Here is a 26,217-nt window from a genome sequence, read left to right as displayed (position 1 = left end):
CAAAGGTAGACAGATGAAATAAACAAAATCTGTTTACCTTTGGGGGAGTTTTTGTGTCTAGAAAAGACTTTACGGCATCAGAAAAACTTAGGATTATCGCTGAATATAACGAAGGGGACCTCCCTGGTGAAGAGGTAGCCAGAAAATATAGTCTTAATGCAAGAACCATTAGGAATTGGAGGGCTCTGTATGAAGAGTCCGGCGCTGAGAGCCTGGAACCAATAAGGAGTCATACATCTTATTCAGCCGAACTAAAGCAGGCAGCCGTTCGTGACTATCTCTCCGGCAGATTTTCACAAAATGAAGTTATAAGGAAATATGGGATCTCAACTAGATCGGTTCTCATGGGATGGGTCGAGCTTTATAATGGTCATAAAGCACTTAAGGATGACAGGAAAGGATTGAGTCGCTCTATGACCAAGGGAAAGAAGGTTTGTTTCGAGGAAAAGGTTGAAATCGTTAAAGACTGTTTGGCTCATGGGAAAGATTATGCCCGATCAGTGGAGATTCACAAGGTTTCTTATGCACAGATTTACAGCTGGGTAAGAAAGTACCTTCAAGGTGGGGAAGAAGCTCTTCAGGATAATCGTGGAAAGCAAAGAACGGAAAAAGAAATGACAAAAGAAGAAAAAGAAATGAAGAAGCTGAAAATAGAGAACGAGCGTCTTCGTGCGGAAAATGCGTTCTTAAAAAAGTTGGAGGAGATCGAAAGGAGGCGGTATTGAGTGAGACCCGGTACCATAGCCGGTACACTGCTATATACGAACTCAGCACGGAAGAAAATATGTCTGTCCAGTTACTTTGTGACATTGCCCATGTTTCCAGGCAGGGATATTACAAATGGAAGAATCGCAGACCTTCGGCCAGAGAGAAATTAAATCGACGAGTTATGGAAGAGATGACTCTTCTTCAACATAAGTTGAAGGGTATTTATGGCTATCGGAGAATGGCGATTTCGATGAACCGGATCTTTAAGGAGCCTTTGAACCATAAACGTATTCTCCGTCTTATGAAAAGTGCTAACCTCTTGTCTGTCATTCGTCGTAAGAAATGCCGTTATAAATACTCTTCACCCCAGCATACAGCTGAAAATGTACTGAATCGCGAATTCCAGGCAGATCGCCCAAACCAGAAGTGGGTAACTGATGTGACAGAAATGAAGTATGGTAACCGTAAGGCTTACCTCAGTGCCATTATGGACCTCCATGATGGCAGCGTGATCTCTTATGTACTTGGTAAATCAAACAACAATGAGCTCGTGTTTAAAACGCTGAAAAAAGCTCTGAAGGCAGCACCTGATTCACAGGCACTGTTACACAGTGACCGAGGATTTCAATACACCTCCCATCCTTTTAAGAGAATGATCGAACAGGCGAATATGAAGCAAAGCATGTCCCGTGTTGGCCGCTGTATTGACAATGGCCCGATGGAGTCGTTCTGGGGCAAATTGAAGTGTGAAAAATACAGGCTTGGTTCATACAATACTTTCGAGGAACTACAAAAAGACATTGATGACTACATACAGTTCTATAACCATTACCGTTACCAGGAAAAACTAAACGGCCTCAGTCCCTGTGAGTACAGAGCTAAGGCCGCTTAATACATTTTTATTATTTCAGCTGTCTACTTGACGGGGTGCTGTTCACTGCCCGGTGGTTTTGTTATACAATTAAGCGTATTTGCTGAAAGCCTTTAAAGTGACTCTTCCTAAAATTTTCGCTGCATGGAGCATTGCCCGTTCGTCAATATCAAACTTTGGATGATGGTGAGGATATGTCTCCTCATCAGACCAGTCAGGATGCTTAGCGCCAGTGAAGAAGAATGCACCTTTTACATGCTGTAAGTAATAGCTGAAGTCTTCTCCGCCCATCTGTGGCCTGGAAAGCTCCACTTCTTCGATTCCAGGTGTTTCTTCAGCAGCCTTGCTTACAAACTCTGCTTCTGGTTCATGATTAATGAGAGCAGGATAGCCTTTATAATAGGTTAGTTCTGCTGTTGCTCCGTAACTTGCAGCAACTCCGTCGGCAATCCGCTTCATATCGCTGATCACCTGTTCCTGTACTTCAGGAGAAAATGTACGGACTGTCCCTGTCAGTTTTGCGCTGTCGGCTATCACATTAAAAGCATTTTTTGCCTCGAAAGCACCGACGCTTACCACTGCAGAGTCGATAGGGTCGACACTTCTGCTCACAATATGCTGAAGTGACTGTACAATCTGAGAACCTATCAGAACGGAATCTTTCGTTTTATGAGGCTGAGCACCGTGGCCGCCTTTCCCTTTCACTACGATCTCAAACCGGTCAGCTGCTGCCATCATGGCCCCTTTTGTATACTGTACCTTCCCGGTGGGTTCAGTTGCCCACAAATGCGTTCCGAATATGACGTCCACACCTTCAAGGCATCCATCTTCAATCATTGCAATAGCACCGCCTGGAGCAAACTCCTCTGCATGCTGATGAATAAATACAATAGTTCCTGCGAGATCTTCTTTAATTCTGTTTAAAGCTTTTGCCAGAACCAATAATTCAGCCGTATGGCCGTCATGGCCGCAGGCATGCATTACACCTGGAACTTTAGATTTGTATGGAACATCTTTTTCATCCTGTATCGGAAGGCCGTCGAAATCGGCTCTTAACGCTACTACAGGGCCTGGTTTTCCTCCTGTAAGCCTCGCAGTAACACCTCGGCCGCCAACATTTTCCTTAACTTCAAGACCTAGTTTTCGATGATATTCTGCTATATATTTCGGCGTCTCCACCTCTTCAAATGATAACTCAGGGTGCTGGTGCAGATATCTGCGGATTTCCACCATTTCTTCATAAAGACCTTCGATAAGCTCATCTAACTGTTCTAACTGTGCTGCCTGTTCAAGCATTCTCTCCACTCCTTTTTGTTTCGTTCCCCGAATAATTCTCCAGAATTCTTAAGGAATCCTGTCTGCTAAGTAAAAAAAAGATTAAATAATTTCTATGATATAACCATGAATATTATAAGTGTACTATAAACAGACGGAGAAGTGTGCAGAAAAGTCTGAAGAAATATAAAGTGAAACCAGACTAACTTGAGGAGCGTGTCACCGTAATGCATCAATCTTGTTTTTGAGATAAACCTTTCTAATTAGCCGTCTTGTCCTTCGTGGGATTAATCAGCAAAAGTAAAATAACCGGAGATTTTCCGTTTATATGCATATCGGAGCTTGTTTCGGAGTGATATAAGGAGAGGTTTTCCGGTTATGTGATGCAAAATGGTGCATTTTCTATTTTTTCGAGTTAATAGGCGGAATCTCTCCGTCTATTGAATTCAGAGGAAGCAATCCTGAGCTGAAGGTAAGAATCGCCCTCATTCAGGAATTATAAAGATTTCTCTCTGTCGTAAAAAATCGCCATTGCTATAGTCATAATTAATGAAATATCGCCCCAAACTTGATTAATAAAGAAAAAGACGTATGCTAATTCATACGTCTTTTTAATAATAAAGCCCCCGATAACGGCATCCTTTAACAGCACGTGAACACTGTTTTAAGCTTAAATATTAAACGGGATGTACTGAGACAGGTAAGAAGCCATTCTGAAAAACAGTCCCGTAAATAACAGTATCCCAAGAATAACCATTATTGCCCCGCTCGTTTTCTGGATAATTGGCAGGAATTTATTTAGGTTACGTACTTTATCAAGTGATTTAGAATAAAGGATAGCCACAATAAGGAAAGGTATCCCAAGCCCGAGCGAATACATCAGCAGCAGGAACATTGCTCCAAATGTATCGGTGCTTTGAGCCGCCAGGGTGAGAATTGAACCTAATACAAGTCCAATGCAGGGAGACCAGCCAGCAGCGAATACGAGGCCGAACAGAACAGACCGTCCGAAGCTCGTTGTTTTTGTCGGTTTCATCAGCCTTTTCTCGCTCAGAAGAAAGTTCAGATTAAAAATCCCCATCAGCTGAAGGCCGAATAAAACAATAATGATTCCTCCCAGCCTTTCAAGGAGATCCCTGTTCTGGAAGAATATATGTCCTATATATGAGGACGAAGCTCCGAGAATGAGAAATATAGATGTGAAACCGATAATGAAACCTATACTTCTTGATAAGATGAGCCTGCGGTCGGCCATAACCTTGTTATCCGAAATGCCGCTTCCAGTTAGCTGGGCAACATAGGCCGGTACAAGGGGAAAAACACATGGGGATAAAAAAGACACTACTCCGGCGAACAGTGCTACCCACATAGTAAGGAAAGTCAGTTCATTAATGTGAAATATGCTAAGCAATTGCATTTAAGGTACCTCCAGTATAATTCAAACTGCCACATGTTATAGAGACAGTATATGAGAACAAACTACTGCCTAGTATATTATAACGGATTTTTAATAGCCAGAACACAGCAATCGGAGATCGTCATATTTATGTCACTTTTGGTATTCAACCAGGCATGTTTAAGAATAAATCCATAGGGGAAAAAGCTGATTAGACTTCAACAGAAAGGGTGTTGATTCATGAGTAAAAAAATAGCCTGTGTTATGACAAGTATGTTTGAAGACTCCGAATTTACAAGTCCTAAGGAGGCTTTCGAAAAAGAAGGCCATGAAGTAATAGTTATCAGTGACGAAAAAGGAAAAGAACTTGAAGGTAAGCAGGGGGAAGAGAAAACAAAAGCTGATCTTGGAATCGATGATGCAAAACCCGAAGATTTTGACGCACTGTTTATTCCGGGAGGTTTCTCTCCTGATATGCTCAGAGGCGACGAGAGATTCGTAGAGTTTGTTAAACCTTTTATTATGGATGATAAACCTGTATTTGCAATTTGCCACGGCCCGCAGCTGTTAACAAATGCGAAGGTTGTAAAAGGACGCAAAATGACAGCTTTTAAATCTGTTCAAACAGAGGTGGAAAATGCCGGAGCAAATGTATTTGATGCAGAAGTAGTAGTTTGCGGAAATCTCGTTACAAGCCGTCAGCCGGATGACCTTCCTGCGTTTAACCGCGAAGCTGTAAAGCTATTAAAATAAATAACTCGCAAGCCCTGGTTCATTAAGAGCCAGGGCTTTTTTTGGGATCCCGTGAGACTGAAGAAATGAAACATTTTTCACAGAATAACGTATATATAGTCAAAATACAGCTTTTTTTCGTACTGAGGGCAGGGAGGCTGTCGCCAAACATCAGAATATGAAGTATTATAGTTTTGTAATGGAGGTGGAGCGATGGCTAAATTAAAGTTTATAGTTACATTTTTTCTTCTGCTAGCAGCCGGAGCACTTACTGTCATATTTGGTATCGTTCTGTTTGGCAATTATGCTATAGATAATAAAGAACTTGTAATGGATGCGGCTACATCTATTGAAGATACAGAGGGAAATGTAATAACGAGTTTATATTTGGAAAACAGAGAGCTCGTTGCCCTTGATGACATTCCTGAGCATGTTCAGCATGCATTCCTTGCTGTGGAGGACCACCGTTTTTTTGATCATAAAGGAGTGGATCTCCGCTCTGTTGGACGAGCTGCATACAGGGTTGTTACGTCCGGAGCGAAAGTAGAGGGGGGCAGCACGATAACCCAGCAGCTGGCTAAAAACGTGTTTCTTTCACCTGAAAAAACGTGGTGGAGGAAAATTCAGGAAGTGCTGATCGCTGTTAATCTTGAAGTTCGTTATGATAAAGAAGAAATACTTGAAATGTACCTGAACCGTATTTATTTCGGGCATGGAGCACATGGGGTTCAGGCAGCAAGCAAGCTTTACTTCGACAAGCATGTAAGTGAACTGACTGCAGATGAAGGAGCATTGCTTGCAGCGCTTCCGAAAGGCCCCAATAATTATTCGCCGTTACAGCATCCCGAACGAAGCAAGGAAAGAAGGGATCTTGTTCTGGGGTTAATGGAAAGACACGGATATCTCTCAGCCGAGGAAACAGTCAGGCTTCAAGGCAGGACCATCCCGACAGAGGGAGCAAGGATGACAGAGAATCCTGCTTATTTGTCTTATGTGGATCTCGTCTTAGAGGAAGCGGAGGAACGGTATAATCTGACTCAGGAAGAAGTTTTAAAAGGCGGATACAGGATTGTCGTTGAAATGGATCCTGAGATACAGCAGGCTGCATACAATGCATTCCAGGAAGAGGGGAATTTCCCGGCAGCTGAAGGTGAAATTAAGCCTGATGGCGGTTTTGTGCTCATAAATAACGAAACAGGGGGAGTATTAGCGGCTCAGGGAGGAAGGGAGTATGTTAGACAAGGGTTTAACCGGGTAACCGCCAAGAGGCAGCCAGGTTCAGTTTTTAAACCCCTTGCAGTTTATGCTCCGGCTCTGGAAACAGGAGAGTATGAGCCATATTCTCTGTTAAAAGATGAGAAGCTCTCCTATGGCGACTATTCTCCTGGAAATGTGGACGGGAATTATCGTGGAGAGCTGTCCATGTATGACGCTGTGAAAGATTCTGCAAATGCGCCGGCAGTCTGGCTGCTTAATGAGATTGGGCTGGAGACGGCGAAAGACAGTCTGGAAAAGCAGAATATTGTTTTTGAAGAAGAAGGTCTTGGGATTGCTCTTGGAGGGCTTGACGGAGGAGTCAGTCCGCTTGATATAGCAGCTGCTTACACTACGTTTGCGAATAACGGAATTTACAAAGAACCTTACTTTATAAAAGAAATTGCTGACCGAAATGGTGAAATTTATGCGAGCCATGAAGAAACAGAGCATGAAGTATTCTCCCCGCAGACTGCATGGTATATGACGAGGATGCTTGAAGCCGTCGTCACTGAAGGGACTGGACAAGCTGGCAGTTATGAAGGGCCTCTTGCAGGGAAAACAGGCACTACTCAATTTGAAGGTATATCTGGCGCGAGCCGTGATGTTTGGTTTGCCGGCTATACTCCGGAAGTTGCCGGGGCTCTGTGGATGGGGCAGGACAGGACCGATGAAAATAATTATCTTACAGAGAGAAGCAGTGTCCCCACCAGAGTTTTTAAGTCTGTATTGACAGCCGGATTGGCTGGAAATGAGTCGCTGAGCACGGCATTCGAGCCTCCTGAAGAAGTAAGCGACCTGTCAGATCCGATTCGCTTTGTGGAGATTAACGACTTGACTGCAGAGGTTTCGCTTGGCTGGAGAGGGGCAAGAGTGGAGCTTAACTGGAGCGGCAGTGATGATGAACGGCTGCAGTATAATGTATACGAAGTAACATCGTCCGGGAATAATAAAATCGCTGAAGTTACTGGAGAAACAAGCTATACAGTTCAAAGTGCCAATGTTTTTTCTCCAGGCTCTTACGTGGTCGTTCCTTATAATCCTCAAATTGACAGGGAAGGAGACGCTTCAAATACTGTACACGCGAATTACAGCTTATTTTCAAAATCAGAAGATGCATCATAATTAATTCATTGCGGCTGACAGGGTGACCTGTCAGTCTTTTTTTTACTAATAATTCTAACATTAGAATAAGTGTAGCGATTTTATGACATTTTTCCCGATTATGTGTACAATACATGTGAGCTTTTAGTATAGTTAAAAAGATTTGTATGAGGATCAGAGAAACGTAAAAATTAACTTTTTCTGCACAAAATAAGGGTTATAAATAAAGGAGTGGCCAAAATGAGTCAGACTTTTAATGATCAGTTTCTGAAATCATGCCGAAAGGAAAAAATCGACCATGTTCCTGTATGGTATATGAGACAGGCTGGACGTTCCCAGCCGGAATACCGGGAACTTAAGAAGAAATATTCTCTTGAAGAGATTACCCATCAGCCTGAGCTCTGTGCGTATGTTACTAAACTCCCGGTTGACCAGTACAATAATGATGCTGCGATTCTTTATAAAGACATAATGACACCGCTTCCGGCGATCGGGGTGGATGTGAAAATTAAATCAGGCGTTGGCCCGGTGATTTCCAACCCGGTCGAAAACATTCGCGACGTGGAAAAATTAGGAGTAATCGAGCCTGAAAAAGACGTGGACTTTGTTTTAGAAACAATAAAGATACTGAGAAATCAGCTTACAGTCCCTTTAATCAGTTTTAGTGGTGCGCCATTTACGCTGGCAAGCTATATGATTGAAGGCGGTCCTTCAAAAAACTATAATAAAACGAAAGCTTTCATGTACTCCCAGCCTGAAGCATGGTTTTTGCTAATGGACAGGCTTGCTGATACAACCATAACTTACGTTAAATCACAGATTAAAGCCGGAGCGCAGGCCATTCAGATTTTTGATTCCTGGGTAGGCGCTCTGAATCAGCAGGACTACAGGAAATTTGTTAAGCCGGTAATGGAGAGAATCTTCTCTGAGCTGAGAGAAGAAGGGGTTCCTTTAATTACGTTCGGTGTAGGTGCCCGGCACCTGACGAAAGACTGGCATGATCTGCCGGTTGACGTTGTAGGACTGGACTGGCGTTATTCGATTGCAGAAGCAAGACGGGACGGAATAACGAAAACGGTGCAGGGAAATCTTGACCCTGCAGTGTTGATGGCTCCATGGGAAGTAATTGAAGAAAAAGCGAAAGCAATAGTCGACCAGGGGCTTGAACAGCCAGGATTTATTTTCAACCTGGGGCATGGAGTCTTCCCGGAAATTAAACCAGAAACACTAAAACGTCTCACAAGCTTTGTACATGAGTATTCAGCAGAAAAGCTGGCTAAAATGGAGCAGAACTAAAAGAGGTGCAGAAGATGAAAAAAACGACAGGATTACTAGTAATGGCATACGGAACTCCAAGAAGTCTCGAGGAGGTCGAGCCTTATTACACTCATATTCGCCGCGGGAGAAAACCTTCGGAAGAACAGCTGAACGACCTTATTGAACGTTATGAAGCTATCGGGGGAATCTCACCCCTGGCAAAGATAACTGAAGATCAGACGAAAAAGCTTGAAGAAGAGCTGAACAGACGATATGAAGGCAGAGAATTCAAATCTTATCAGGGTCTTAAGCATATTGACCCGTTTATTGAGGATGCAGTACACCAAATGAAGGAAGACGGGATTGAAGAAGCAGTGAGTATCGTCCTTGCTCCTCATTATTCCACTTTCAGTGTTAAATCCTATAATGGACGAGCGAAAGAAGAAGCTGCAAAAATAGATGGCCCTGAAATCACCAGTGTCGACAGCTGGTATGAGGAACGAGGATTCATCGAGTACTGGGCGGATCAGATTCAAAAGACGAGAGAACAAATGACAGACGCAGAGCGGGAAAATCATGTAGTGATCTTCTCTGCCCACAGCCTTCCTGAAAAAATTCTCCAAAGCGGGGACCCATATCCGGAACAGCTGAGAAAAACTGCAGATTTGATTGCAGAAAAAGCAGACATCGAAAATTACGAAATAGGCTGGCAGAGTGAAGGGAATACACCTGAGCCCTGGCTCGGCCCTGACGTTCAGGATTTAACAAGGGACTTGTATCATGAACATAAGTATGAAGCATTTGTTTACTGTCCGGTTGGTTTTGTCGCTGATCACCTGGAAGTGCTTTATGATAACGATTATGAATGCAAAGTGGTTACTGACGAAGTTGGCGCAGGCTACTACCGTCCGGAAATGCCAAATTCCAAACCAGAATTTATCAGTACTCTTGCAGATGTAATTGAAAAACATTTAAAGGGTTGATCAAGAATGGCTAAAAAACGCATTGCTGTTATTGGCGGTGGAATCACAGGTCTGAGTGCTGCTTTTTATTTAAAAAAAGAAATAGAAGCTAACCAGCTTGATGCAGAGTATGTGCTTTATGAAGCATCCGGCCAGCTCGGAGGAAAAATCCAGACAGTGAAAAGAGACGGCTTTACGATAGAACAGGGGCCGGACTCCTTCCTCGCCCGTAAAAAGAGCGCGTCTGTCCTGGCAAAGGAGACTGGTATCGAGGACAAACTGATTCGCAACAGTTCAGGCCAGTCCTATATCTTGTTTAACGACAAACTCTACCCTATGCCAGGGGGAGCCATTCTGGGAATTCCTACTAAATGGGGGCCATTTCTTCAGACAAAGCTTTTCAGCCCTGCAGGTAAAATACGCGCTGCCGGGGATCTCGTAAGACCAAGGGTAACGCAAGAGGGTGAAGATATTGCTCTCGGGGAATTTTTCAGGAAAAGACTAGGGAATGAAGTTGTGGACCGTCTGATTGATCCACTATTATCAGGAATCTATGCTGGAGATCTGGATAAATTGAGTATGCAGGCTACATTCCCACATTTTCAGCAGCTGGAAGAAAAATACCGCAGCCTTGTTTTAGGAATGAAATCTTCCATCGCTAAACAGGGGGAACAGCCGCAAAAGAATACAAAGGGCAAAAAAGCTCCTGGAATGTTTCTGTCCTTCAAGGGCGGGCTGCAGACCCTGGTGGACGCCGTAGAAAAACATCTTGATACAGATTCAGTTAAGAAAAATGCGGTGCTCTCAAGTATTAATAAGCTCGATGGCGGCTATCTGCTGAAATTTCAGGATGGTTCTGAGGACAGGGTAGATAATGTGATAATGGCTACCCCACATAATATAACTTATGACTTGCTGAAGGACAGAGCTGACATTAGCTATCTGAATGAGATGCCATCCACTTCTGTTGCTACAGTAGTTCTGGCTTTTCCTGAGTCATCTTTAAAAAAGGATATCGATGGTGCTGGCTTTGTCGTTTCAAGGGCATCAGATTATTCTATCACCGCCTGTACGTGGACTCATCGAAAATGGGAAAAGTCTGCTCCTGAAGGTTACGCACTTCTTAGAGGGTATGTAGGACGGGCAGGAGATGAGGAGATTGTTTATAAATCGGATGAGGAAATTGTAGATGCCGTACTAAAGGATCTCAGCCACATAATGGAGATCGATGGCAAACCTGAATTTCACCTGATTAAACGCTGGAAAAAATCAATGCCGCAATATGAAGTGGGCCATCTTAAGAAGCTGGAGGATGTATACAAGTCCGTGGAGGCTGAATTGCCTGGTCTCCTCATAACAGGAGCATCCTTTGGCGGAATAGGAATACCTGACTGTATCGACCAGGGAAAAGCTGCCGCTGAAAAAATCTTATCCGAAGCTAAATGAGGCAGGGACTTAACAGCCTCTCCTAAGTAAAAAAGGTTTCAATTATCGTAAATAGATAATTGAACCCTTTTTTGTGTACATATTTAAGTCTGTTTATCCTTGTTCGTTCAAATCAACAATGAGATAGCTTTATCCTTTTTTGGACAAAAAAAATACCGCACGCTAACCGGACGTGCGGCTTTCCACAGGGAGAGGAAATATGAGAAAGTGGGGGGAGTTATATTAGCTATATACCTTGTACTCAAATAACTTAAACCCCTTTTTTAACCTTTTTTATTTTTTTTTTAATTTTTTTTGTTTTTTCTTCTTTCAATCTCTCCAGCCATTGCGTAAAGCAATACTGTGGAGACGAAATGGGAACTGAAATCATTGCCGTCCTGCTGAGGATATACTTCTACGAAATCCATGCCTGCAGCACCTTGTTTGCATACTTCGTGGACGATGGTCACAAGTTCATGGGACGTAAGTCCGTTTCCGTCAACGGGGCCGCCAGGGTTATAAGCGTGGTCAAGTACATCACTGCAAATACTTAAATAAACTACATCTGTATCCTTGGAGGCAATTTCATATGCTCTCCTCGTTAAAGCTCTTAGATCATCTGTATCTTTTATATCATTGACGGTAATGGTTGTGGCACCAGCTTCGTTTGCAGCTTTGCCGTTTTCCGGCTTATTTCGCGGACCGTGTATGCCCATGTGCACGAGACTTTCATTTCTTACATTATCAGCCTCATATAATCTGGCAAAAGGTGCGCCTCTTCCATAAGGGTCCCCTTCTGATGATTCGTTGTTATCATAGTGGGCATCGAGGTGAATAATCCCGATTTTTTTATCCTGGCTTGCCGCCAGCCCTTCAAGTATTGGGTAGGTTATCCCATGGTCTCCCCCAAGAGCGATTGGAAAGGCGCCAGAATCCCAAATCTCTTTAGAGAATTCCTTAATTCTGTCCATTGTCCTTGGTGGTTCGGCAGGTACAACGTCCACATCTCCTTTATCACCCAGCTTAAGATGTTCGAAAATATCAAGATGATTCAGTTCAGGAAGATATCCGCTGTACCTTGCTGAACAAAGGCGGATTACTTTAGGACCCAGCTCACAGCCTGTGTAATCGCCCCATGTAACTGCCCCTTCCCATGGCACCCCATATACGATAACATCCATATCTTTCATCTTTTCAGGATTTTTCACAAGGTTTTCTCCCCCGAGAAAACTAGGTGTATTACCATAAATTATTTTATCAGTCATTTATGTAACCTCCTTTTATTTGTTAAACTGTTTTAAAAAAAGTATGCTGATAGGACAGAACTATCATGAAATTTAATGTTAAATCTAGTACCCTTTCCAATAAGGGGTTAAACTTCTCCCTATTTCTAACTTTGAAAAGGAATAATTTGTCGACAAGTTATTAACAAGTTGCCGCTGATTTTATCATATACTTTAGTTTGGTGGATATGAAACGAGGTGAAGCAGAATTGAATCCAATTACGAGCAGTTTAAGGGAACAACTGGGTAAGAAAGAATATTCAATCGTCAGTGAATTAGTTGAAAGCTTTAATACAAGGTTCGGTACCCATGTACACTTTAAAGCCGACCTGGAATATAATATCCGGACTATATTTGGATACTTCCTTGATTTTATAACAGAACCAAATGAGGACAGAATTTCCCAGGCTGGTAAAGGAATAGAAAAATACCGAATTTCAAAGGGGATTGACTGGAAGGATCTGGCTCTTTTTCTGGAAGACTCCAGAGCAATAGTTGAATCCTGGATAACAGAACAGAAGCTCCCTGATGTAGAAAAAGCCAATGGCATAGCTAATCTGAATAAATTTTATTTCTACCTTCATAAATCGGTTTCCCTGTACGCAGACCAGGTTAAAAATGATGAACTAAGAAAAAAGAATGAGCAATTACAACAGCTTGAATCGGAGCGAATGAAAACACTCACAAAACTTTCCAACACTTTTGCGCACGAAATTCGTAATCCTCTGACATCGATAAAAGGATTTGTTCAGCTGCTTGAAAGCCGTCTTACCGCACCTTCAGAAGAACATATGTATTTTCACTATATAAATCAGGAAATCAACGAACTGGAAGAACAGGTTAACCAGATTTTACTCCTGTCAAATAATAAAAACCATCAGGATACGAATATTACTGCTGTCTCTTTAAAAAAATTAATTGAAATTACTATCCATGCCTTTCATCCGGTTTTTCAGGAACATATGATTGAAATGGAAGCTTTTTATGAAAAGGATGTGAACCTCCCGGGAATAGAAGACCAGTTAAAACTGGCTCTTTATAAACTTGTCCAGAATGCGGTGGATGCGCTGATAAATAAACCTGAGGACAGGAAAATTAAAATTTCACTTGATGTGATGGAAGACGACGAAGTCATCCTCTTAATAGCCAATAATGGACCGCCCATCCCCCAGATGCTGAAAGGCAGTCTCTTTGACCCCTTTGTAGGAACGAAAGAACTGGGGAAAGGGCTGGGGCTTGCGATAACAAAGCAAATTGTCAGTAAACATAATGGTTATATCTCTGTTTATTCAATTGACAACTGGACAAGCTTTAAAATAACTTTTAACAGCAGCCTTTCATCCATTAATCAGAATAAAATATGAAAAAATTTACTGATCCTGTGTTAAGATGGAAACTGCACCGCAGATGACGATTTAGGAGTGTTAATATGGCAAGGGAACGGGAAATACTCGAGATATTAAAAAACTACCGCCATGATTGGCTGAACAGATTACAGCTGATTAAAGGGAATATTGATATGGGAAGAATAGACAGAGCGGCGACTATAATTGACGAAGTAATCCAGCAGTCCAGAAATGAAAGTCATCTGACAAATATGAACATCCCTAAACTCGCATCAAAGCTGGTAACATTCAACTGGGAAAGTCATCCTTATTTTCTTGCGGTGGAAACTGTAACAGGAGAGAAAGACTGGTCTGAATTTGAGCATAATATTAATGAAATACTTTCGGGACTGTTCAGTCTGTTTGACAGTTACGCAAACTATGGTGATGATAATCATCTGCTAATTATCTTTAAAGATATTGAAGGCTTCAAATTAGAACTGGATTTTCAGGGAGAACTGCTTCTGGATTCTTCCGCACAGAGAAAGTTCCTGGATTTCAGGAAAAAAAACGAATATTTTATTGAGAAAATGGAATGGGATAATAAGAGCTGTTTTATAGTGCTGGACGCAGACGTTTAAAAGCTGGTTCAGTGAAATATGAGGTGAGAAATTATGTTTGTGGATAAAGTAAAAGTGTATGTAAAGGCCGGAGATGGAGGCAATGGAATGGTTGCTTACCGGCGCGAAAAATATGTTCCTAACGGCGGACCTGCCGGAGGAGACGGCGGAAAAGGCGCCGATGTAGTTTTTGTAGTTGATGAAGGATTAAGGACATTAATGGATTTTCGATACCAGAGGCATTTTAAAGCCGAACGTGGAGAAAACGGACGTCCGAAAAACCAGCACGGAAAAAGCAGGGAGGATATGACAGTACGGGTTCCTCCCGGGACATCTGTAATCGATGAGGCAACCGGAAAAATTATAGCAGACCTTACAGAAGCGGGGCAAAAAGCTGTCATTGCTCACGGTGGAAGGGGAGGACGGGGAAATTCCCGTTTTGCCACTCCTGCAAATCCGGCACCTGAAATTGCCGAAAACGGACAACCAGGGCAGGAACGGGAAATTGTTCTCGAATTAAAGGTACTGGCTGATGCCGGTCTTGTAGGATTTCCAAGTGTAGGTAAGTCAACATTACTTTCCGTTGTTTCTGCAGCAAAACCAAAGATTGCCGAATATCATTTTACAACACTTACTCCAAATCTCGGCGTAGTGGAAACGGATGATAACAGGAGTTTTGTACTTGCCGATCTTCCTGGGCTTATTGAAGGTGCTCATTCAGGTACAGGGCTGGGGCATCAGTTCCTCCGACATATTGAACGGACACGAGTTATTGTCCATGTCATAGATATGAGCGGTCTGGAAGGGCGTGACCCATACGAAGATTATCTGACGATCAATGAAGAGCTCAGAGAGTATAATCTCCGTTTAACAGAAAGACCGCAAATAATTGTTGCCAATAAGATGGACCTGCCTGAATCAGAAGATAATCTGGCGCGTTTCCGGGAACAGGTTGGGGAAGAAGCTGAAATTTTTCCTATCTCGGCTGTAACAAAAAAAGGGCTGGACCCTCTGTTACGGGCAGTAATGGATAAGGTGGAAACAACACCTGAATTCCCATTATATGAGGAAGAAGAAATGGAACAGCGTGTTGTATATAAATTTACTAAGCGGGAAGCTCCATTTACAATTTCCCGTGATGATGACGGTGCTTATGTAATTGAGGGACATGAGATAGAAACGATGTTTAAGATGACTAACTTTGACAGGGAAGATGCTGTAAAGAGATTTTCCCGTAAAATGAGGCATATGGGGATAGATGATGCTTTAAGGGAAAAAGGAGCGACAGACGGGGATACAGTCCGTATCCTCAGTTACGAATTCGAATTTGTTGAATAACCAGTATGAGGTGGTTCCGGTTTATGGAACCGCCTTTTCTTTTTTGCACCAGCTGCCCCTTCACAATCCTGCTAAGTGTTGTCAATACAGCAGGAGCTCATTATAATGAAGAAACAGTATGAAAATTCAGGTGGTGTGAAGGATGCGCAAAAGGATGGACCAGTTTTATCTCGTCCGGGAGGATATGCTGCCGGAAGCTATGCTGAAAACAGCAGAAGCAAAGAGAATGCTGGAAAACGGAGAAATCGATAAAATAAATGAAGCTGTTAAGAAAGTGGATTTAAGCAGAAGTGCTTTTTATAAATATAAAGATGGAATTTTCCCCTTTCACACAATGGTAAAAGAAAAAATCATTACTCTTGGGATCCAGCTGGAAGACCGCTCTGGAACGCTGTCTAAACTTCTTTCACTTATAGCGCAGACCGGCGCTAATGTTTTAACAATTAACCAGACTATCCCGTTACAGGGAAGGGCTGCAATAACAATCTCAATAGAAACTGCTGCCATGAACTCTGAGATTACTGGGCTGCTTAATAAAATTGAACAGCTTGATTCAGTAGTTAAAGTAGAGATCATCGGTTCAGGGACATAAAGTAGGTGGAATGTAAAATGAAAAAAGTAGGATTTCTTGGCCCGAAGGGGTCTTTCACAGAAGCAGCCGCAAAAGAAATGTTTTTTGGCAGCGAGCGTATTCCGTTCAGTAATATACCGGACAGCATTGATGCGGTCAAAGAGAAGAAGGTTGATTATACGGTAGTTCCGCTTGAAAACGCAATTGAGGGCTCAGTCAACATAACTCTTGACTATCTGATTCACCATCAAAGACTGGAAATAGGCGCTGAAATCATCGAACCTATCCAGCAGAATTTGCTGGTGAGACCGGAAAACATGTCCAGCCTGGAAAGTATATCAGAAGTATACTCTCATCCTCACGCAATTGCTCAATGCCGTAATTTTCTTCGGGAGCGTCTGCCAGGAGCAGAAATTATTTATACTAATTCAACAGCAGAAGCAGCCCAGTATGTAAGTGCGCAGCAAGGGAAAAACATAGCAGCTGTTGCCAATTTTACTGCAGCAGAAGAATATGGGCTTGAGCCAGCAGTAAATGAAATAAACGATTATAATAACAATTCAACCCGTTTTGTAGTTTTATACGATCGTGCTTTTAAAGGAAACGAAATAAATATTGAAAATGACTATCCTGTTTCAGGGTATAAAACTACGATGATGGTTACGTTACCCTCTGATTATTCAGGTGCACTCCATCAGGTGCTTTCTGCCTTCGCCTGGAGAAAAATTAATTTAAGCAAAATTGAATCCAGGCCGATGAAAACAGGATTAGGGAATTATTTCTTTATTATAGATGCGGATATGCAAATGGATCAGGTACTGCTTCCAGGTGTTTTCGAGGAAATTAAAGCGCTGGGGTGCGGAGTGGAAATACTCGGAAGTTATCCTTGTCTTAACTGGGCATCTGCGGTAGACAAAAAAAAAGCTGTTAAATAACCAATATTACTAAAAGCCAGCTGGCCGCATGTTTAATTCATGCGGCCATTATATATAATCTTTTGAATTAGGTTAAATTATTTTTGTGTTTTTTTTCAAGTTCCGCCGATAACTTCTAATTTCGAAATTTTCCTCTTTTTTCTTTGTACTACAATGATTTTACGAGGCATACATTTTATTGATAATTAATCATTGTTTGCGCTGCTCAGGCAAATCTGTCCGTAAAATGATTATTTTGTCTGGAAAAGAGTGACGATTCGCCCACCTAAGCATAGGATATAGTGACATTGTATGGGAGGGATCCGAGAGAGTGAGAATTCATATTGTACAAAAAGGAGATACGTTGTGGAAGCTTTCGCAGAAGTACGGCGTTAATTTTGAAGACTTAAAAGCAGCGAACAGCCATCTTAGCAATCCTGACTTAATTATGCCAGGTATGAAAATAAAAATTCCAACTGGAGGGGTCCAGGCAAAAAAGGAGGCTGTTATAAAAGAACAGCCTAAGGAGATGCCAATCAAGGAAGCGCCTGTAAAACCCAAGGCCCCGCCTCCTTCACTGCCAGAGGAAAAAGAAGCGCCGGTGGCTATGCCTTCACCTCCGCCAGTGCCTCAGCCTTCCTATCATATGCAGAATATGAACTTTAATTTTTATAAACAAAAAACACAAACAACAAAGGTTACAGCACCTCCTAAGATGCCTGCAGTAAAAGAACCATCAAAACTACAAGAAAAGCCGCCGGTGATGCCAGCTCCTAAAAAACCAGCACCTGTAAAAGCACCAGTAAAGAAGATGCCGGCAAAAGTGCCAGTGAAACCGCTGGTTAAACAGCCCCCTGCAAAACCGATGCCTCATATGGCAGACTGTTATCCTGTTACACCGGTGATGATGAGCGGCTGCAGTCCTTGTCCGCCTGTTGTGCCTTACAACTGGCCATCAGCAATGGGGCATGGCCATATGCCAGCACAGCACGGATTTACAGGAGGGCAGGCACCTGTGCACCAAGGATACCCAACTGGAATGATGCCTGGTCAGCAAGGGCATTCCATGTATCCTCCTGGAGCAGGTATGCAGCCACATATGCAAGGCATGCAAATGAATGACGATGACGATTTTGATATGACGGACGGACAAATGACAGGTGGCGAGTTCCCGCCTTCCCATCAGATGGGGCAGGCTTTTGGTGACCTTACCCCGCAGCATCAGATGCCGATGTCTTTCCATCAGCAAGGCCAGCCTATGATGCCTTTCCAACCGCAAATGCAGCAGATGCCCGGCCAGTACCCAATGCAGCCCATGCCTGGCCAGTATCCTATGCAGCCACAGGGGCAAGGCCAGTACCCGATGCAGGCCTATGGTCAGCAAATGCCGCCGTTTCAGACGCCAGGTATGTATCCAACAACATTCCAGCCTGGACAAATGGTTCAGCCTTTCAGCTGGAGAGACGATGAAGACGGGGATGAAGATATTTAATCTGACTCAGGGCGGATGGCAGCAGCCATTCGTCTTCCGTTCTTTAAGTGACAGGATAGGAAAAGTGAACCAGTAAATTGCATATAACTGACAGAATCAAACTCCTTTCTCCTAGGCAACCTATGGGGGAAAGGAGGTTAATGAATGAAAAAAATTGCACTTAGTTTAACTGCAGCAAGTATGTTATTAACAGGACTGGCTGGTTGTGGTGATGTAAACGACGCCGGTATGAATGATACGCAGTCTGGATATAACCAGGGAAGAGGTTATGGAAATCAGACCGGATTAGGGGTTAATCAGAGAGAAACAAGGTCTGGTACTCTCCAGCATGGTTATACAACAGAAAGGGGCGTCGGCCAGGGGACCGGCCAGGGAAGAGGTTATGGAACAATGCAGGGCGGTGGAGCTGGCCAGGGCACCGGAATGGGTGGACTCTTTGGAAAGAACGCAGCCAACCGTAATGATGGTACAGGTTTTGCCGGCAATAACCGAGGCTTTGGGTCAGAAAACCGTGGGATGATCGGGCAAAATAACAATCAAGGATTTGGCCGAGGCATTACTGGTGATGACCGTCCAGGAATGGTGGATGAAGATGGTATTCTGAATGGCCGTTTTGACAGAGACACAACAAGAGGCCAATCTACAGGAAGGCAGCATCGTGGCCTGATGAACAGAGGTACTGGCCAGGGAGACGAGCTTTCGGGACTGCGCGGGCAAAATCGTATGCAGGGCAATGGGCGTACGATTCCCCGTGGTGGGAATGTACATGGGCAGCAGGACGGCGGATATTATAATGGCGAAGATGGCCGTCTGGCCCGCAGAATCGAAAATACTGTCAGCAGAATGGATGCCGTTGATGACTGCAGTGTCATTGTAAATGGCGATGATGTAATCGTCGGAGTAGATGCAGACGGAAGGGACGGAAGTCAGCTGGATGATCGAATCCGGTCTAAAGTTAAAGATATTTCGGACGACCTTGATGTCCATGTAGTAACTGACGAGGATCAGGTCAGAGACGTTCGTGGCATGAATGACAGGCTCCGTGCAGGTGAACCATTTGAAGAAATTGGAGCTACGTTCGAGGATATGCTGCAGGACCTTGGAAGAGCCGTCCAAAGACCTTTTGAAAGAAGCAGATAGCATTAGAAATGACCAGGCAGTTATCGCCTGGTCATTTTTTCGTTCTTTTCATTGGCTCATTTTTCCTGCTAATATTATGGATGCTTTCCTGAAAAAGATTTTTTGTTTAAATGAACCAGATGGTCTTTATTGGATAAATTCTATTTTTTTGGTCAAACCTAATAACAAAGGAACCGAAAACCAGTAAAATTCCGTCATTTAAAGGGGGCGTCATATTATGCTTCTGTTCAAACGGGCAGCGAAAACCGGAAACTGTTCAGTATTTCTTATTTCAAGCTATCTGTTTATGGTTTTCTCCATTGTTATTTTATACTCCGCTTTCCCGGGAGTAACAATGGCTGAAAAACTTGAGGCAGCGGATTATAATGCGAAAACTATAGAAGTAATTCTGCAAAGAGAATATTTAGATGGGGAGATCAGCGAGGAAAGGGTAGAAGAAACGATCTGGTCGGTTGAAGACTTCTGGGCTTTGTATGAAGACTGGCAGCTTATTGACCAGAACGAGGATCAGATAGTCTTTCGGATGGCCCTGAACGATATTTCACCGCTTTTGAAAATTAACGGGTATTTCGGGCTTTCAGAAGATGGAACTTTAAGTATTTATAATGGGAAGCCCGATGCTAACGAAGTAATTCAGTCATTTTTCCAGGTGAATACAAGCAGGCTTAAAAGCCACCATTATGAAAGTCTGAGAGATGGTATACCAGTATCTTCAAAAGATGATTACCTGGAAGTACTGAAAAAGTATGAAGAATATGCGATTAGAGAGCTATAGAGCTGCCTTATAGTTCCGGTCTCGTTGAGAAAGTGGAAACGCTGTAAGCAGCAGACAAAACGCCTGGATTATATTTTCCAGGCGTTTTGTTTGTTAAATTGTCTTGCTGTACCTGGACGTTTTATTCGGAAATGCTTAATTGCTTGCGGATCTGCCTTCCTTTCCCAGAAGTCCCCTTTTTAAACATATAGCGGAACGAGGAACCGTTTCACCGATTGTTGTGGATCCTCCCTCCTCCGCTTTTCCCCTGTGTCCCTCTTGAAAAAAGATTGACAGAAAGACAATTACGGCCTGGCGAAGCTGTTATGTGTTAAAATAGAAATGTGTGTTCTCATTTAAAGAGTGAAAAGCGGAGGAGAGTTTACTTTGATTGAATTTTTAAGGGGTAAAGTAACATATATTGAGACAGAATTTATTGTTATTGACGTAAATAATACAGGGTATTTAGTTTATTGCGGCAATCCATACCAATTCCAGGAATGGATGGACGAGACTATTACAGTATATACATACCAGCATGTGAGAGAGGATGCTATAAAGCTGTTCGGGTTTTTAAGCCGGGAAGAAAGACGCCTGTTTGAAAAACTTCTGCAGGTTTCCGGCATCGGGCCTAAGGGAGCTCTGGCGATTCTTGCCTCAGGTAAACCGGCAACTGTAGTACAGGCGATTGAAGAGGAAGATGAAAAATTTCTCGTGAGGTTTCCTGGGGTAGGGAAAAAAACAGCCAGGCAGATTATCCTCGATTTGAAAGGAAAACTGCCTGAATTTATTGCTCCTCTCTTCCAGACAGAAGAAGAGAATGATACACTTTCTTTTTCCAGGGAAAGTGTTAATCTGGACGAAGCGGTGGAAGCACTTAAAGCTCTGGGCTATGCCGATAAGGAAATTAATAAAGTTATGCCTGAGCTGAAAAAGGAAGACATGACTATTGATGCATACATTAAAAAAGCTCTGCAGCTTATGCTCAGGAGATAGTAATAAAACGAAAATGGAGGAATCATCATGGAGGACCGATTAGTAGGCGGCGAATCCCAGGGCCATGAAGAATGGGAAGAGCGAAGCCTCAGGCCGCAAACCCTCTCTCAGTATATCGGCCAGGAAACAGTCAAAGAAAATTTAACTGTTTTTATTGAGGCGGCTAAAATGCGGGAAGAAACACTGGATCATGTGCTGTTATATGGTCCCCCTGGCCTTGGGAAAACCACTCTCTCAATGATCATCGCAAATGAGATGGGGGTTAATTTAAGAACTACTGCCGGCCCGGCCATTGAACGGCCTGGTGATCTTGCGGCAATACTTACAGGGCTTGAACCAGGTGACGTGCTGTTTATCGATGAGATTCATCGTTTAAACCGGTCTGTGGAAGAAGTGCTGTACCCGGCAATGGAGGATTTTTGCCTTGATATTGTTATAGGAAAAGGCCCTTCAGCAAGGTCCGTGCGTCTTGACCTGCCTCCTTTCACCCTCGTTGGAGCGACGACGAGGGCCGGTATGCTTTCTGCCCCCCTAAGAGACAGGTTTGGGGTGGTGAGCCGTTTGGAATACTATACACATGAAGAACTTACAGAAATAGTGGAGCGGACTGCGGATGTGATGGAAGTGGAGATCGCCCATAAAGCGGCTAAGGAGATTGCAGGTAGGTCCAGAGGGACTCCGAGAATCGCCAACCGGCTTCTTCGCAGAGTAAGGGACTTTGCCCAGGTTCTCGGTGATGGGGCAATTAACCTTGAAGGAACTCAGAAAGCACTGGAACTTCTGCAGGTCGACAAGCTTGGACTTGACGAGATAGATCATAAACTGTTAAAAAATATAATTGAAAAATTCCGCGGAGGACCAGTTGGCCTTGATACGATGGCCGCTACTATTGGTGAGGAAGCTCATACAATTGAAGATGTGTATGAACCATATTTACTGCAAATCGGTTTTCTGCAGCGGACGCCGAGGGGGCGTGTAGCCACCCATCAGGCTTATCATCATTTGAAACTGGAGGTGCCTGGTTCATGAGCCAGCTGCCAAAACTGCTTGTAATTGCCGGTGTGGTCCTTATTATAGCCGGATTGCTCTGGCAGGTTGGAGGAAAATATATTAATTTAGGGAAACTTCCCGGGGATATATTAATTAAGAGGGGAAATACTACTGTTTATTTTCCTCTTATGACTTCAATTATTATCAGTGTTGTTTTATCATTAATTTTATTGCTATTAGGCAGGTTCAGATGAGACGGGGGAAAAGCCGGTTCATTTTATGGCTGCCTGGAAAGAGGTTGAATGACAATGGATGTATCACAATTTGATTTTTCCCTGCCTGAAGAGCTGATTGCACAAACTCCTCTGGCTGACAGAACTGCTTCAAAACTTTTAGTTCTGAACCGGAAAACAGGAAAACGAGAGCACCGTCATTTTCCCGATATGCTTCAGTACCTTAACAAAGGGGATGTGCTAGTACTAAATGACACAAAGGTTCTGCCTGCCAGGTTGTTCGGAATAAAAGAGGAAACGGCAGGGAAGGTGGAGATTCTTCTTCTGAAAGAAGAAGGAAGCCATGTTTGGGAAGTACTGGCTAAGCCTGCGAAACGGCTCAAGACCGGGGCGGTTGTTTCATTTGGGGATGGGAAGCTAAAAGCTGAGTGCCTGGAAGAACTGCCGGAAGGAAGGCGGAAGCTGAAGTTTCACTTTTCGGGGATTTTCAATGAAATTCTGGACGAACTGGGACATATGCCGTTGCCCCCGTATATTCAGGAGCAGCTGGAAGAGAAAGACCGTTACCAGACAGTGTACGCCAGGCACAGCGGTTCCGCTGCAGCCCCCACAGCTGGCCTGCATTTTACTGAAGACATGCTTGCGAAGGTAAAGGAGCTTGGGGTTAATATAGTTTATATTACTTTACATGTAGGTTTAGGGACTTTCCGGCCGGTAACAGTGGAGGATGTGGAATCACATAAGATGCACGCCGAATTTTACCAGGTGAGTGCCGATGCTGCGTCGGCTCTTACGGAAGCGAAAGAAAATGGCAGGAAGATTATCGCTGTTGGTACTACCTCTGCCAGAACGCTCGAAACAATCGCCAGGGATGGGAATGGAACGTTCAGGGAAAGTTCCGGCTGGACAGATATATTTATATATCCAGGTTTTAAATTTCAGGCGATTGATGGACTGCTTACAAATTTCCATTTGCCAAAATCAACACTGGTAATGCTCGTGAGCGCGTTCGCAGGCAGGGAAAATATACTCGCGGCATATAACGAAGCCGTCGAAAAAAGATACCGCTTCTTCAGTTTTGGAGACGCAATGCTGTTAATTTAAAAGGAAGTGAAACAATGCCAGCAATAACATATGAACATATCAAAACATGCAAACAGTCAGGAGCCCGGCTGGGAATAGTCCATACTCCCCACGGCTCTTTTGAGACTCCGATGTTTATGCCGGTCGGAACTCTCGCAACAGTGAAAACAATGAGCCCGGAAGACCTGAAGGACATGGGGGCAAAAATTATATTGAGCAACACGTATCATCTGTGGCTCCGCCCGGGAAGCGATATTATTAAGGAAGCGGGCGGTCTCCATAAATTCATGAACTGGGACAGGCCAATTTTAACTGATTCAGGCGGGTTCCAGGTTTTCAGCCTGAGTGACCTCAGAAAAATCAGTGAAGAAGGTGTGGAATTCCGTAACCATCTGAGCGGTGAAAAGTTATTTTTGACACCTGAAAAATCAATGCAGGTTCAAAATGATCTTGGGCCTGATATCATGATGGCATTTGATGAATGTCCTCCATATCCAGCTGAGTACGAATATATGAAAGCATCCGTTGAACGGACAAGCCGGTGGGCTGAAAGATGCCTTAAAGCACATGCGCGTCCTGACGAACAAGGACTTTTTGGAATTGTACAGGGAGGCGAATATGAAGACTTGCGTAAACAAAGCGCAGAAGATCTTGTTTCTCTCGATTTCCCTGGATACGCCATTGGAGGGCTGTCTGTAGGAGAGCCAAAGGACGTGATGAACAGAGCCCTTGAGTACACTACACCGCTGCTGCCTGCTGACAAGCCGAGATATTTAATGGGCGTCGGTTCACCAGATTCACTCATTGATGGGTCAATCAGAGGTATTGATATGTTTGACTGTGTTCTCCCAACGAGAATTGCGAGAAACGGGACGTTAATGACGAGCAGCGGAAGGCTTGTGGTCAGGAATGCAAAATACGCCCGGGATTTCAGGCCGCTTGACGAAAACTGCAATTGCCATGTGTGCCAGAATTACTCACGGGCTTATATCCGACATCTTGTGAAGTGTGATGAAACATTCGGGTTCAGGCTGACCACTTATCATAATCTTCACTTCCTTCTGAAGCTTATGGAGAATGTCCGTCAGGCAATACGGGAAGACCGTCTTCTTGATTACAGGGAAGAATTTTTCGAAGCATACGGGTTTAATAAACCTGACGCAAAAAACTTCTAAAGGGAAATTTATATTTAACACACTATTTTTATTGATTTTCTCTCCATAATTTGTCTAAAATAGAACAGGAGAGACAACTGCTTAGGACAATATATTAATAAATATTGGATTACTCTCAGGAAATATGATGAATGAGTGAGCTTTTGCCCGGCAATCTGCCGGATTACCCTATAAAGCAAAAGCAGCGGTGTTTATCACTGAAAGGGGTGAAGTTGGTGGAAGGTATTTTTGGCGCGTTATTACCGTTACTTTTAATGTTCGCAATCTTTTACTTCCTGTTAATTCGTCCGCAGCAAAGACGACAGAAGAAAATTCAGGAGATGCATGCGGCACTTCAAAAGGGAGATAAAATTATTACTATTGGCGGTTTGCACGGTACGATTGATGCAATCGATGAGAATCGAATTATCGTTACAGTGGACGGCGGAAATAAACTGACTTTTGATCGTCAGGCAATCCGTGAAGTAGTAAACCAGAACTAATAAAAAAACCGATTTCCATATAAAAGGAAGTCGGTTTTTTGCATCCGGTAATGGTTCCCATCGTCCACAATCTCGTTTTAGTATGCGCCCCCTCTGACGTTTACCCCCAGCATTCCGCCTAAAATAGCAGCAAACAAATAACCACAATGGATAAGCAGCTGTTCCGTATCAAAACCCTGGTTGTAGCCTAAAAACTGAACAAGGAATATTATCACTGTAAAAAGCAGTGCGGTTACTGCTCCGGTCAGCCAGCCTTTTTCTCCGGAACGGCCTCCGGAAATAAATCCTCCCGTAAATACCGCAATAAAAGAAAAACCTAATAAGACCCAGGTGAAACTCCCTTCCTGCATTGATGTAAATCTTAATAAAAGTGAACTGATGAAACTGGCTGCTACTACTAATATCAAAATCGCAAGTATACCGTATAAAGCACTGCTTAGCATCCGCTGGTGCATGGATTATTCCCCTCCTGTAAAAATTCTTTTATAAAATTTATATTCGGACAGACAAAAAATAGACGGGCTTTTTTGGAGGGGGTTAAAACTGAAACAATTTCATAATTCAAGATTTTCATTTTTAATACGAACATTAATTTAAAATGTTACTTTGTTGTTCGATTTACGTTTCAGACGGACGCTTTCTGCGGGCACGGCTTCAACTAATTTTTGACGGCTGAACGCCGTAAAAAATGGATTTTCAGCTTCTCATGCTTTTCCCGCAGGAACGAGCATCTTTTTCACCGCAAACATATCGAGTTGTCTCGACGGATATTCTACGGAGCTAAGCTCGCAGAGGAAGGGACAATCGCCGTCTTACACTACACTCGAAAAGTACTGT

25 protein-coding genes and 1 pseudogene are annotated in these 26,217 nt (G+C 43.3%); 21 read left to right on the top strand and 5 right to left on the bottom strand.

Translation table 11 applies throughout. From position 1 onward, the window contains the following. Window positions 1–53: 53 nt before the first annotated feature. A complete protein-coding gene (locus tag BK582_RS23370; protein WP_088035827.1) occupies window positions 54–725 on the top strand; it encodes a helix-turn-helix domain-containing protein in 672 nt (223 codons plus the stop codon). After that, window positions 680–1,600 (top strand): annotated as a pseudogene (locus BK582_RS23365) (IS3 family transposase); the annotation flags it as partial. The gene BK582_RS23370 and the pseudogene BK582_RS23365, both read left to right, overlap by 46 nt. A 69-nt stretch (window positions 1,601–1,669) precedes the next feature. Here BK582_RS23365 and BK582_RS23360 read toward each other — a convergent pair. The 3 genes from BK582_RS23360 to BK582_RS23355 all read right to left on the bottom strand — a co-directional run bounded on the left by BK582_RS23360 (window position 1,670) and on the right by BK582_RS23355 (window position 4,271). Continuing rightward, window positions 1,670–2,875 (bottom strand): M20 family metallopeptidase, encoded by a 1,206-nt coding sequence (locus BK582_RS23360; protein WP_078597336.1) that lies wholly within the window; start codon window positions 2,873–2,875, stop codon window positions 1,670–1,672. Between the two features lie 475 nt (window positions 2,876–3,350). After that, window positions 3,351–3,506 (bottom strand): hypothetical protein, encoded by a 156-nt coding sequence (locus tag BK582_RS27400; RefSeq protein WP_169911233.1) that lies wholly within the window; start codon window positions 3,504–3,506, stop codon window positions 3,351–3,353. Window positions 3,507–3,524: 18 nt separating this feature from the next. Then, window positions 3,525–4,271, bottom strand: coding sequence for a cytochrome c biogenesis CcdA family protein (locus BK582_RS23355; RefSeq protein ID WP_078597335.1), 747 nt, complete (start codon window positions 4,269–4,271; stop codon window positions 3,525–3,527). Window positions 4,272–4,490: 219 nt separating this feature from the next. Here BK582_RS23355 and BK582_RS23350 point away from each other — a divergent pair, with 219 nt between their 5' ends. From BK582_RS23350 to hemY, 5 genes are all read left to right on the top strand, one after another. Beyond that, entirely contained in the window at window positions 4,491–5,003 is a 513-nt protein-coding gene (locus tag BK582_RS23350; protein ID WP_078597334.1) for a type 1 glutamine amidotransferase domain-containing protein, read from the top strand. A gap of 192 nt (window positions 5,004–5,195) precedes the next feature. Then, window positions 5,196–7,361, top strand: coding sequence for a transglycosylase domain-containing protein (locus BK582_RS23345; RefSeq protein ID WP_078597333.1), 2,166 nt, complete (start codon window positions 5,196–5,198; stop codon window positions 7,359–7,361). 219 nt (window positions 7,362–7,580) lie between these two features. Continuing rightward, a complete protein-coding gene (gene hemE, locus BK582_RS23340; RefSeq protein ID WP_078597332.1) occupies window positions 7,581–8,636 on the top strand; it encodes a uroporphyrinogen decarboxylase in 1,056 nt (351 codons plus the stop codon). 14 nt (window positions 8,637–8,650) lie between these two features. After that, window positions 8,651–9,580 carry a ferrochelatase gene (gene hemH, locus BK582_RS23335; protein WP_078597331.1) on the top strand — a complete coding sequence of 310 codons (930 nt, stop codon included), beginning with the start codon at window positions 8,651–8,653 and terminating at the stop codon, window positions 9,578–9,580. Window positions 9,581–9,586: 6 nt separating this feature from the next. Further along, a complete protein-coding gene (gene hemY / locus BK582_RS23330) occupies window positions 9,587–11,005 on the top strand; it encodes a protoporphyrinogen oxidase (protein WP_078597330.1) in 1,419 nt (472 codons plus the stop codon). Between the two features lie 284 nt (window positions 11,006–11,289). Here hemY and BK582_RS23325 read toward each other — a convergent pair whose 3' ends face one another. Beyond that, window positions 11,290–12,249 carry an agmatinase family protein gene (locus BK582_RS23325; RefSeq protein WP_078597329.1) on the bottom strand — a complete coding sequence of 320 codons (960 nt, stop codon included), beginning with the start codon at window positions 12,247–12,249 and terminating at the stop codon, window positions 11,290–11,292. A 227-nt stretch (window positions 12,250–12,476) separates the two neighbouring features. Here BK582_RS23325 and BK582_RS23320 point away from each other — a divergent pair, with 227 nt between their 5' ends. The 14 genes from BK582_RS23320 (at window position 12,477) to yajC (ending at window position 25,380) form a co-directional block, all read left to right on the top strand. Further along, window positions 12,477–13,631 (top strand): ATP-binding protein, encoded by a 1,155-nt coding sequence (locus BK582_RS23320; protein ID WP_218190758.1) that lies wholly within the window; start codon window positions 12,477–12,479, stop codon window positions 13,629–13,631. 65 nt (window positions 13,632–13,696) lie between these two features. Continuing rightward, complete coding sequence (locus BK582_RS23315; RefSeq protein WP_078597327.1) at window positions 13,697–14,233, top strand: Spo0B C-terminal domain-containing protein; 537 nt, start codon at window positions 13,697–13,699, stop codon at window positions 14,231–14,233. A 33-nt stretch (window positions 14,234–14,266) separates the two neighbouring features. After that, window positions 14,267–15,550 carry a GTPase ObgE gene (gene obgE, locus BK582_RS23310; RefSeq protein ID WP_078597326.1) on the top strand — a complete coding sequence of 428 codons (1,284 nt, stop codon included), beginning with the start codon at window positions 14,267–14,269 and terminating at the stop codon, window positions 15,548–15,550. A 142-nt stretch (window positions 15,551–15,692) separates the two neighbouring features. After that, window positions 15,693–16,142 carry an ACT domain-containing protein gene (locus tag BK582_RS23305; protein WP_078597325.1) on the top strand — a complete coding sequence of 150 codons (450 nt, stop codon included), beginning with the start codon at window positions 15,693–15,695 and terminating at the stop codon, window positions 16,140–16,142. 17 nt (window positions 16,143–16,159) lie between these two features. Further along, window positions 16,160–17,056, top strand: coding sequence for a prephenate dehydratase (gene pheA, locus BK582_RS23300; protein WP_078597324.1), 897 nt, complete (start codon window positions 16,160–16,162; stop codon window positions 17,054–17,056). Between the two features lie 310 nt (window positions 17,057–17,366). Next, complete coding sequence (gene safA / locus BK582_RS28165) at window positions 17,367–18,527, top strand: SafA/ExsA family spore coat assembly protein (RefSeq protein WP_139368291.1); 1,161 nt, start codon at window positions 17,367–17,369, stop codon at window positions 18,525–18,527. 144 nt (window positions 18,528–18,671) lie between these two features. After that, window positions 18,672–19,667, top strand: coding sequence for a YhcN/YlaJ family sporulation lipoprotein (locus BK582_RS23290; protein ID WP_078597322.1), 996 nt, complete (start codon window positions 18,672–18,674; stop codon window positions 19,665–19,667). Window positions 19,668–19,884: 217 nt separating this feature from the next. Then, window positions 19,885–20,442: an intercompartmental signaling factor BofC gene (locus BK582_RS23280; protein ID WP_078597320.1), complete on the top strand. Its 558-nt coding sequence runs from the start codon at window positions 19,885–19,887 to the stop codon at window positions 20,440–20,442. A 366-nt stretch (window positions 20,443–20,808) separates the two neighbouring features. Then, complete coding sequence (ruvA, locus tag BK582_RS23275; protein ID WP_078597319.1) at window positions 20,809–21,417, top strand: Holliday junction branch migration protein RuvA; 609 nt, start codon at window positions 20,809–20,811, stop codon at window positions 21,415–21,417. Between the two features lie 27 nt (window positions 21,418–21,444). Then, on the top strand, window positions 21,445–22,446 hold the full coding sequence (gene ruvB, locus BK582_RS23270) for a Holliday junction branch migration DNA helicase RuvB (protein WP_078597318.1): 1,002 nt from the start codon (window positions 21,445–21,447) through the stop codon (window positions 22,444–22,446). Further along, complete coding sequence (locus BK582_RS23265; RefSeq protein ID WP_177344652.1) at window positions 22,443–22,661, top strand: DUF2905 domain-containing protein; 219 nt, start codon at window positions 22,443–22,445, stop codon at window positions 22,659–22,661. The genes ruvB and BK582_RS23265 overlap by 4 nt, the downstream gene beginning before the upstream one ends. 54 nt (window positions 22,662–22,715) lie before the next feature. Further along, entirely contained in the window at window positions 22,716–23,744 is a 1,029-nt protein-coding gene (gene queA / locus BK582_RS23260) for a tRNA preQ1(34) S-adenosylmethionine ribosyltransferase-isomerase QueA (RefSeq protein ID WP_078597317.1), read from the top strand. Between the two features lie 14 nt (window positions 23,745–23,758). Further along, on the top strand, window positions 23,759–24,898 hold the full coding sequence (tgt, locus tag BK582_RS23255) for a tRNA guanosine(34) transglycosylase Tgt (RefSeq protein WP_078597316.1): 1,140 nt from the start codon (window positions 23,759–23,761) through the stop codon (window positions 24,896–24,898). 215 nt (window positions 24,899–25,113) lie between these two features. Continuing rightward, a complete protein-coding gene (gene yajC / locus BK582_RS27940; protein ID WP_269148991.1) occupies window positions 25,114–25,380 on the top strand; it encodes a preprotein translocase subunit YajC in 267 nt (88 codons plus the stop codon). A gap of 77 nt (window positions 25,381–25,457) precedes the next feature. On the opposite strand, the gene BK582_RS23245 is transcribed toward yajC, so the two are convergent. Then, on the bottom strand, window positions 25,458–25,835 hold the full coding sequence (locus BK582_RS23245; protein WP_078597314.1) for a TIGR04086 family membrane protein: 378 nt from the start codon (window positions 25,833–25,835) through the stop codon (window positions 25,458–25,460). Window positions 25,836–26,217 lie beyond the last annotated feature (382 nt).

Origin of the sequence: Evansella clarkii, from assembly GCF_002019695.1 — a bacterium.
Taxonomy (GTDB): domain Bacteria; phylum Bacillota; class Bacilli; order Bacillales; family Salisediminibacteriaceae; genus Evansella; species Evansella clarkii.
Note: the sequence above shows the minus strand (reverse complement) of the source record. Positions and strands in the feature narration are given on the sequence as shown.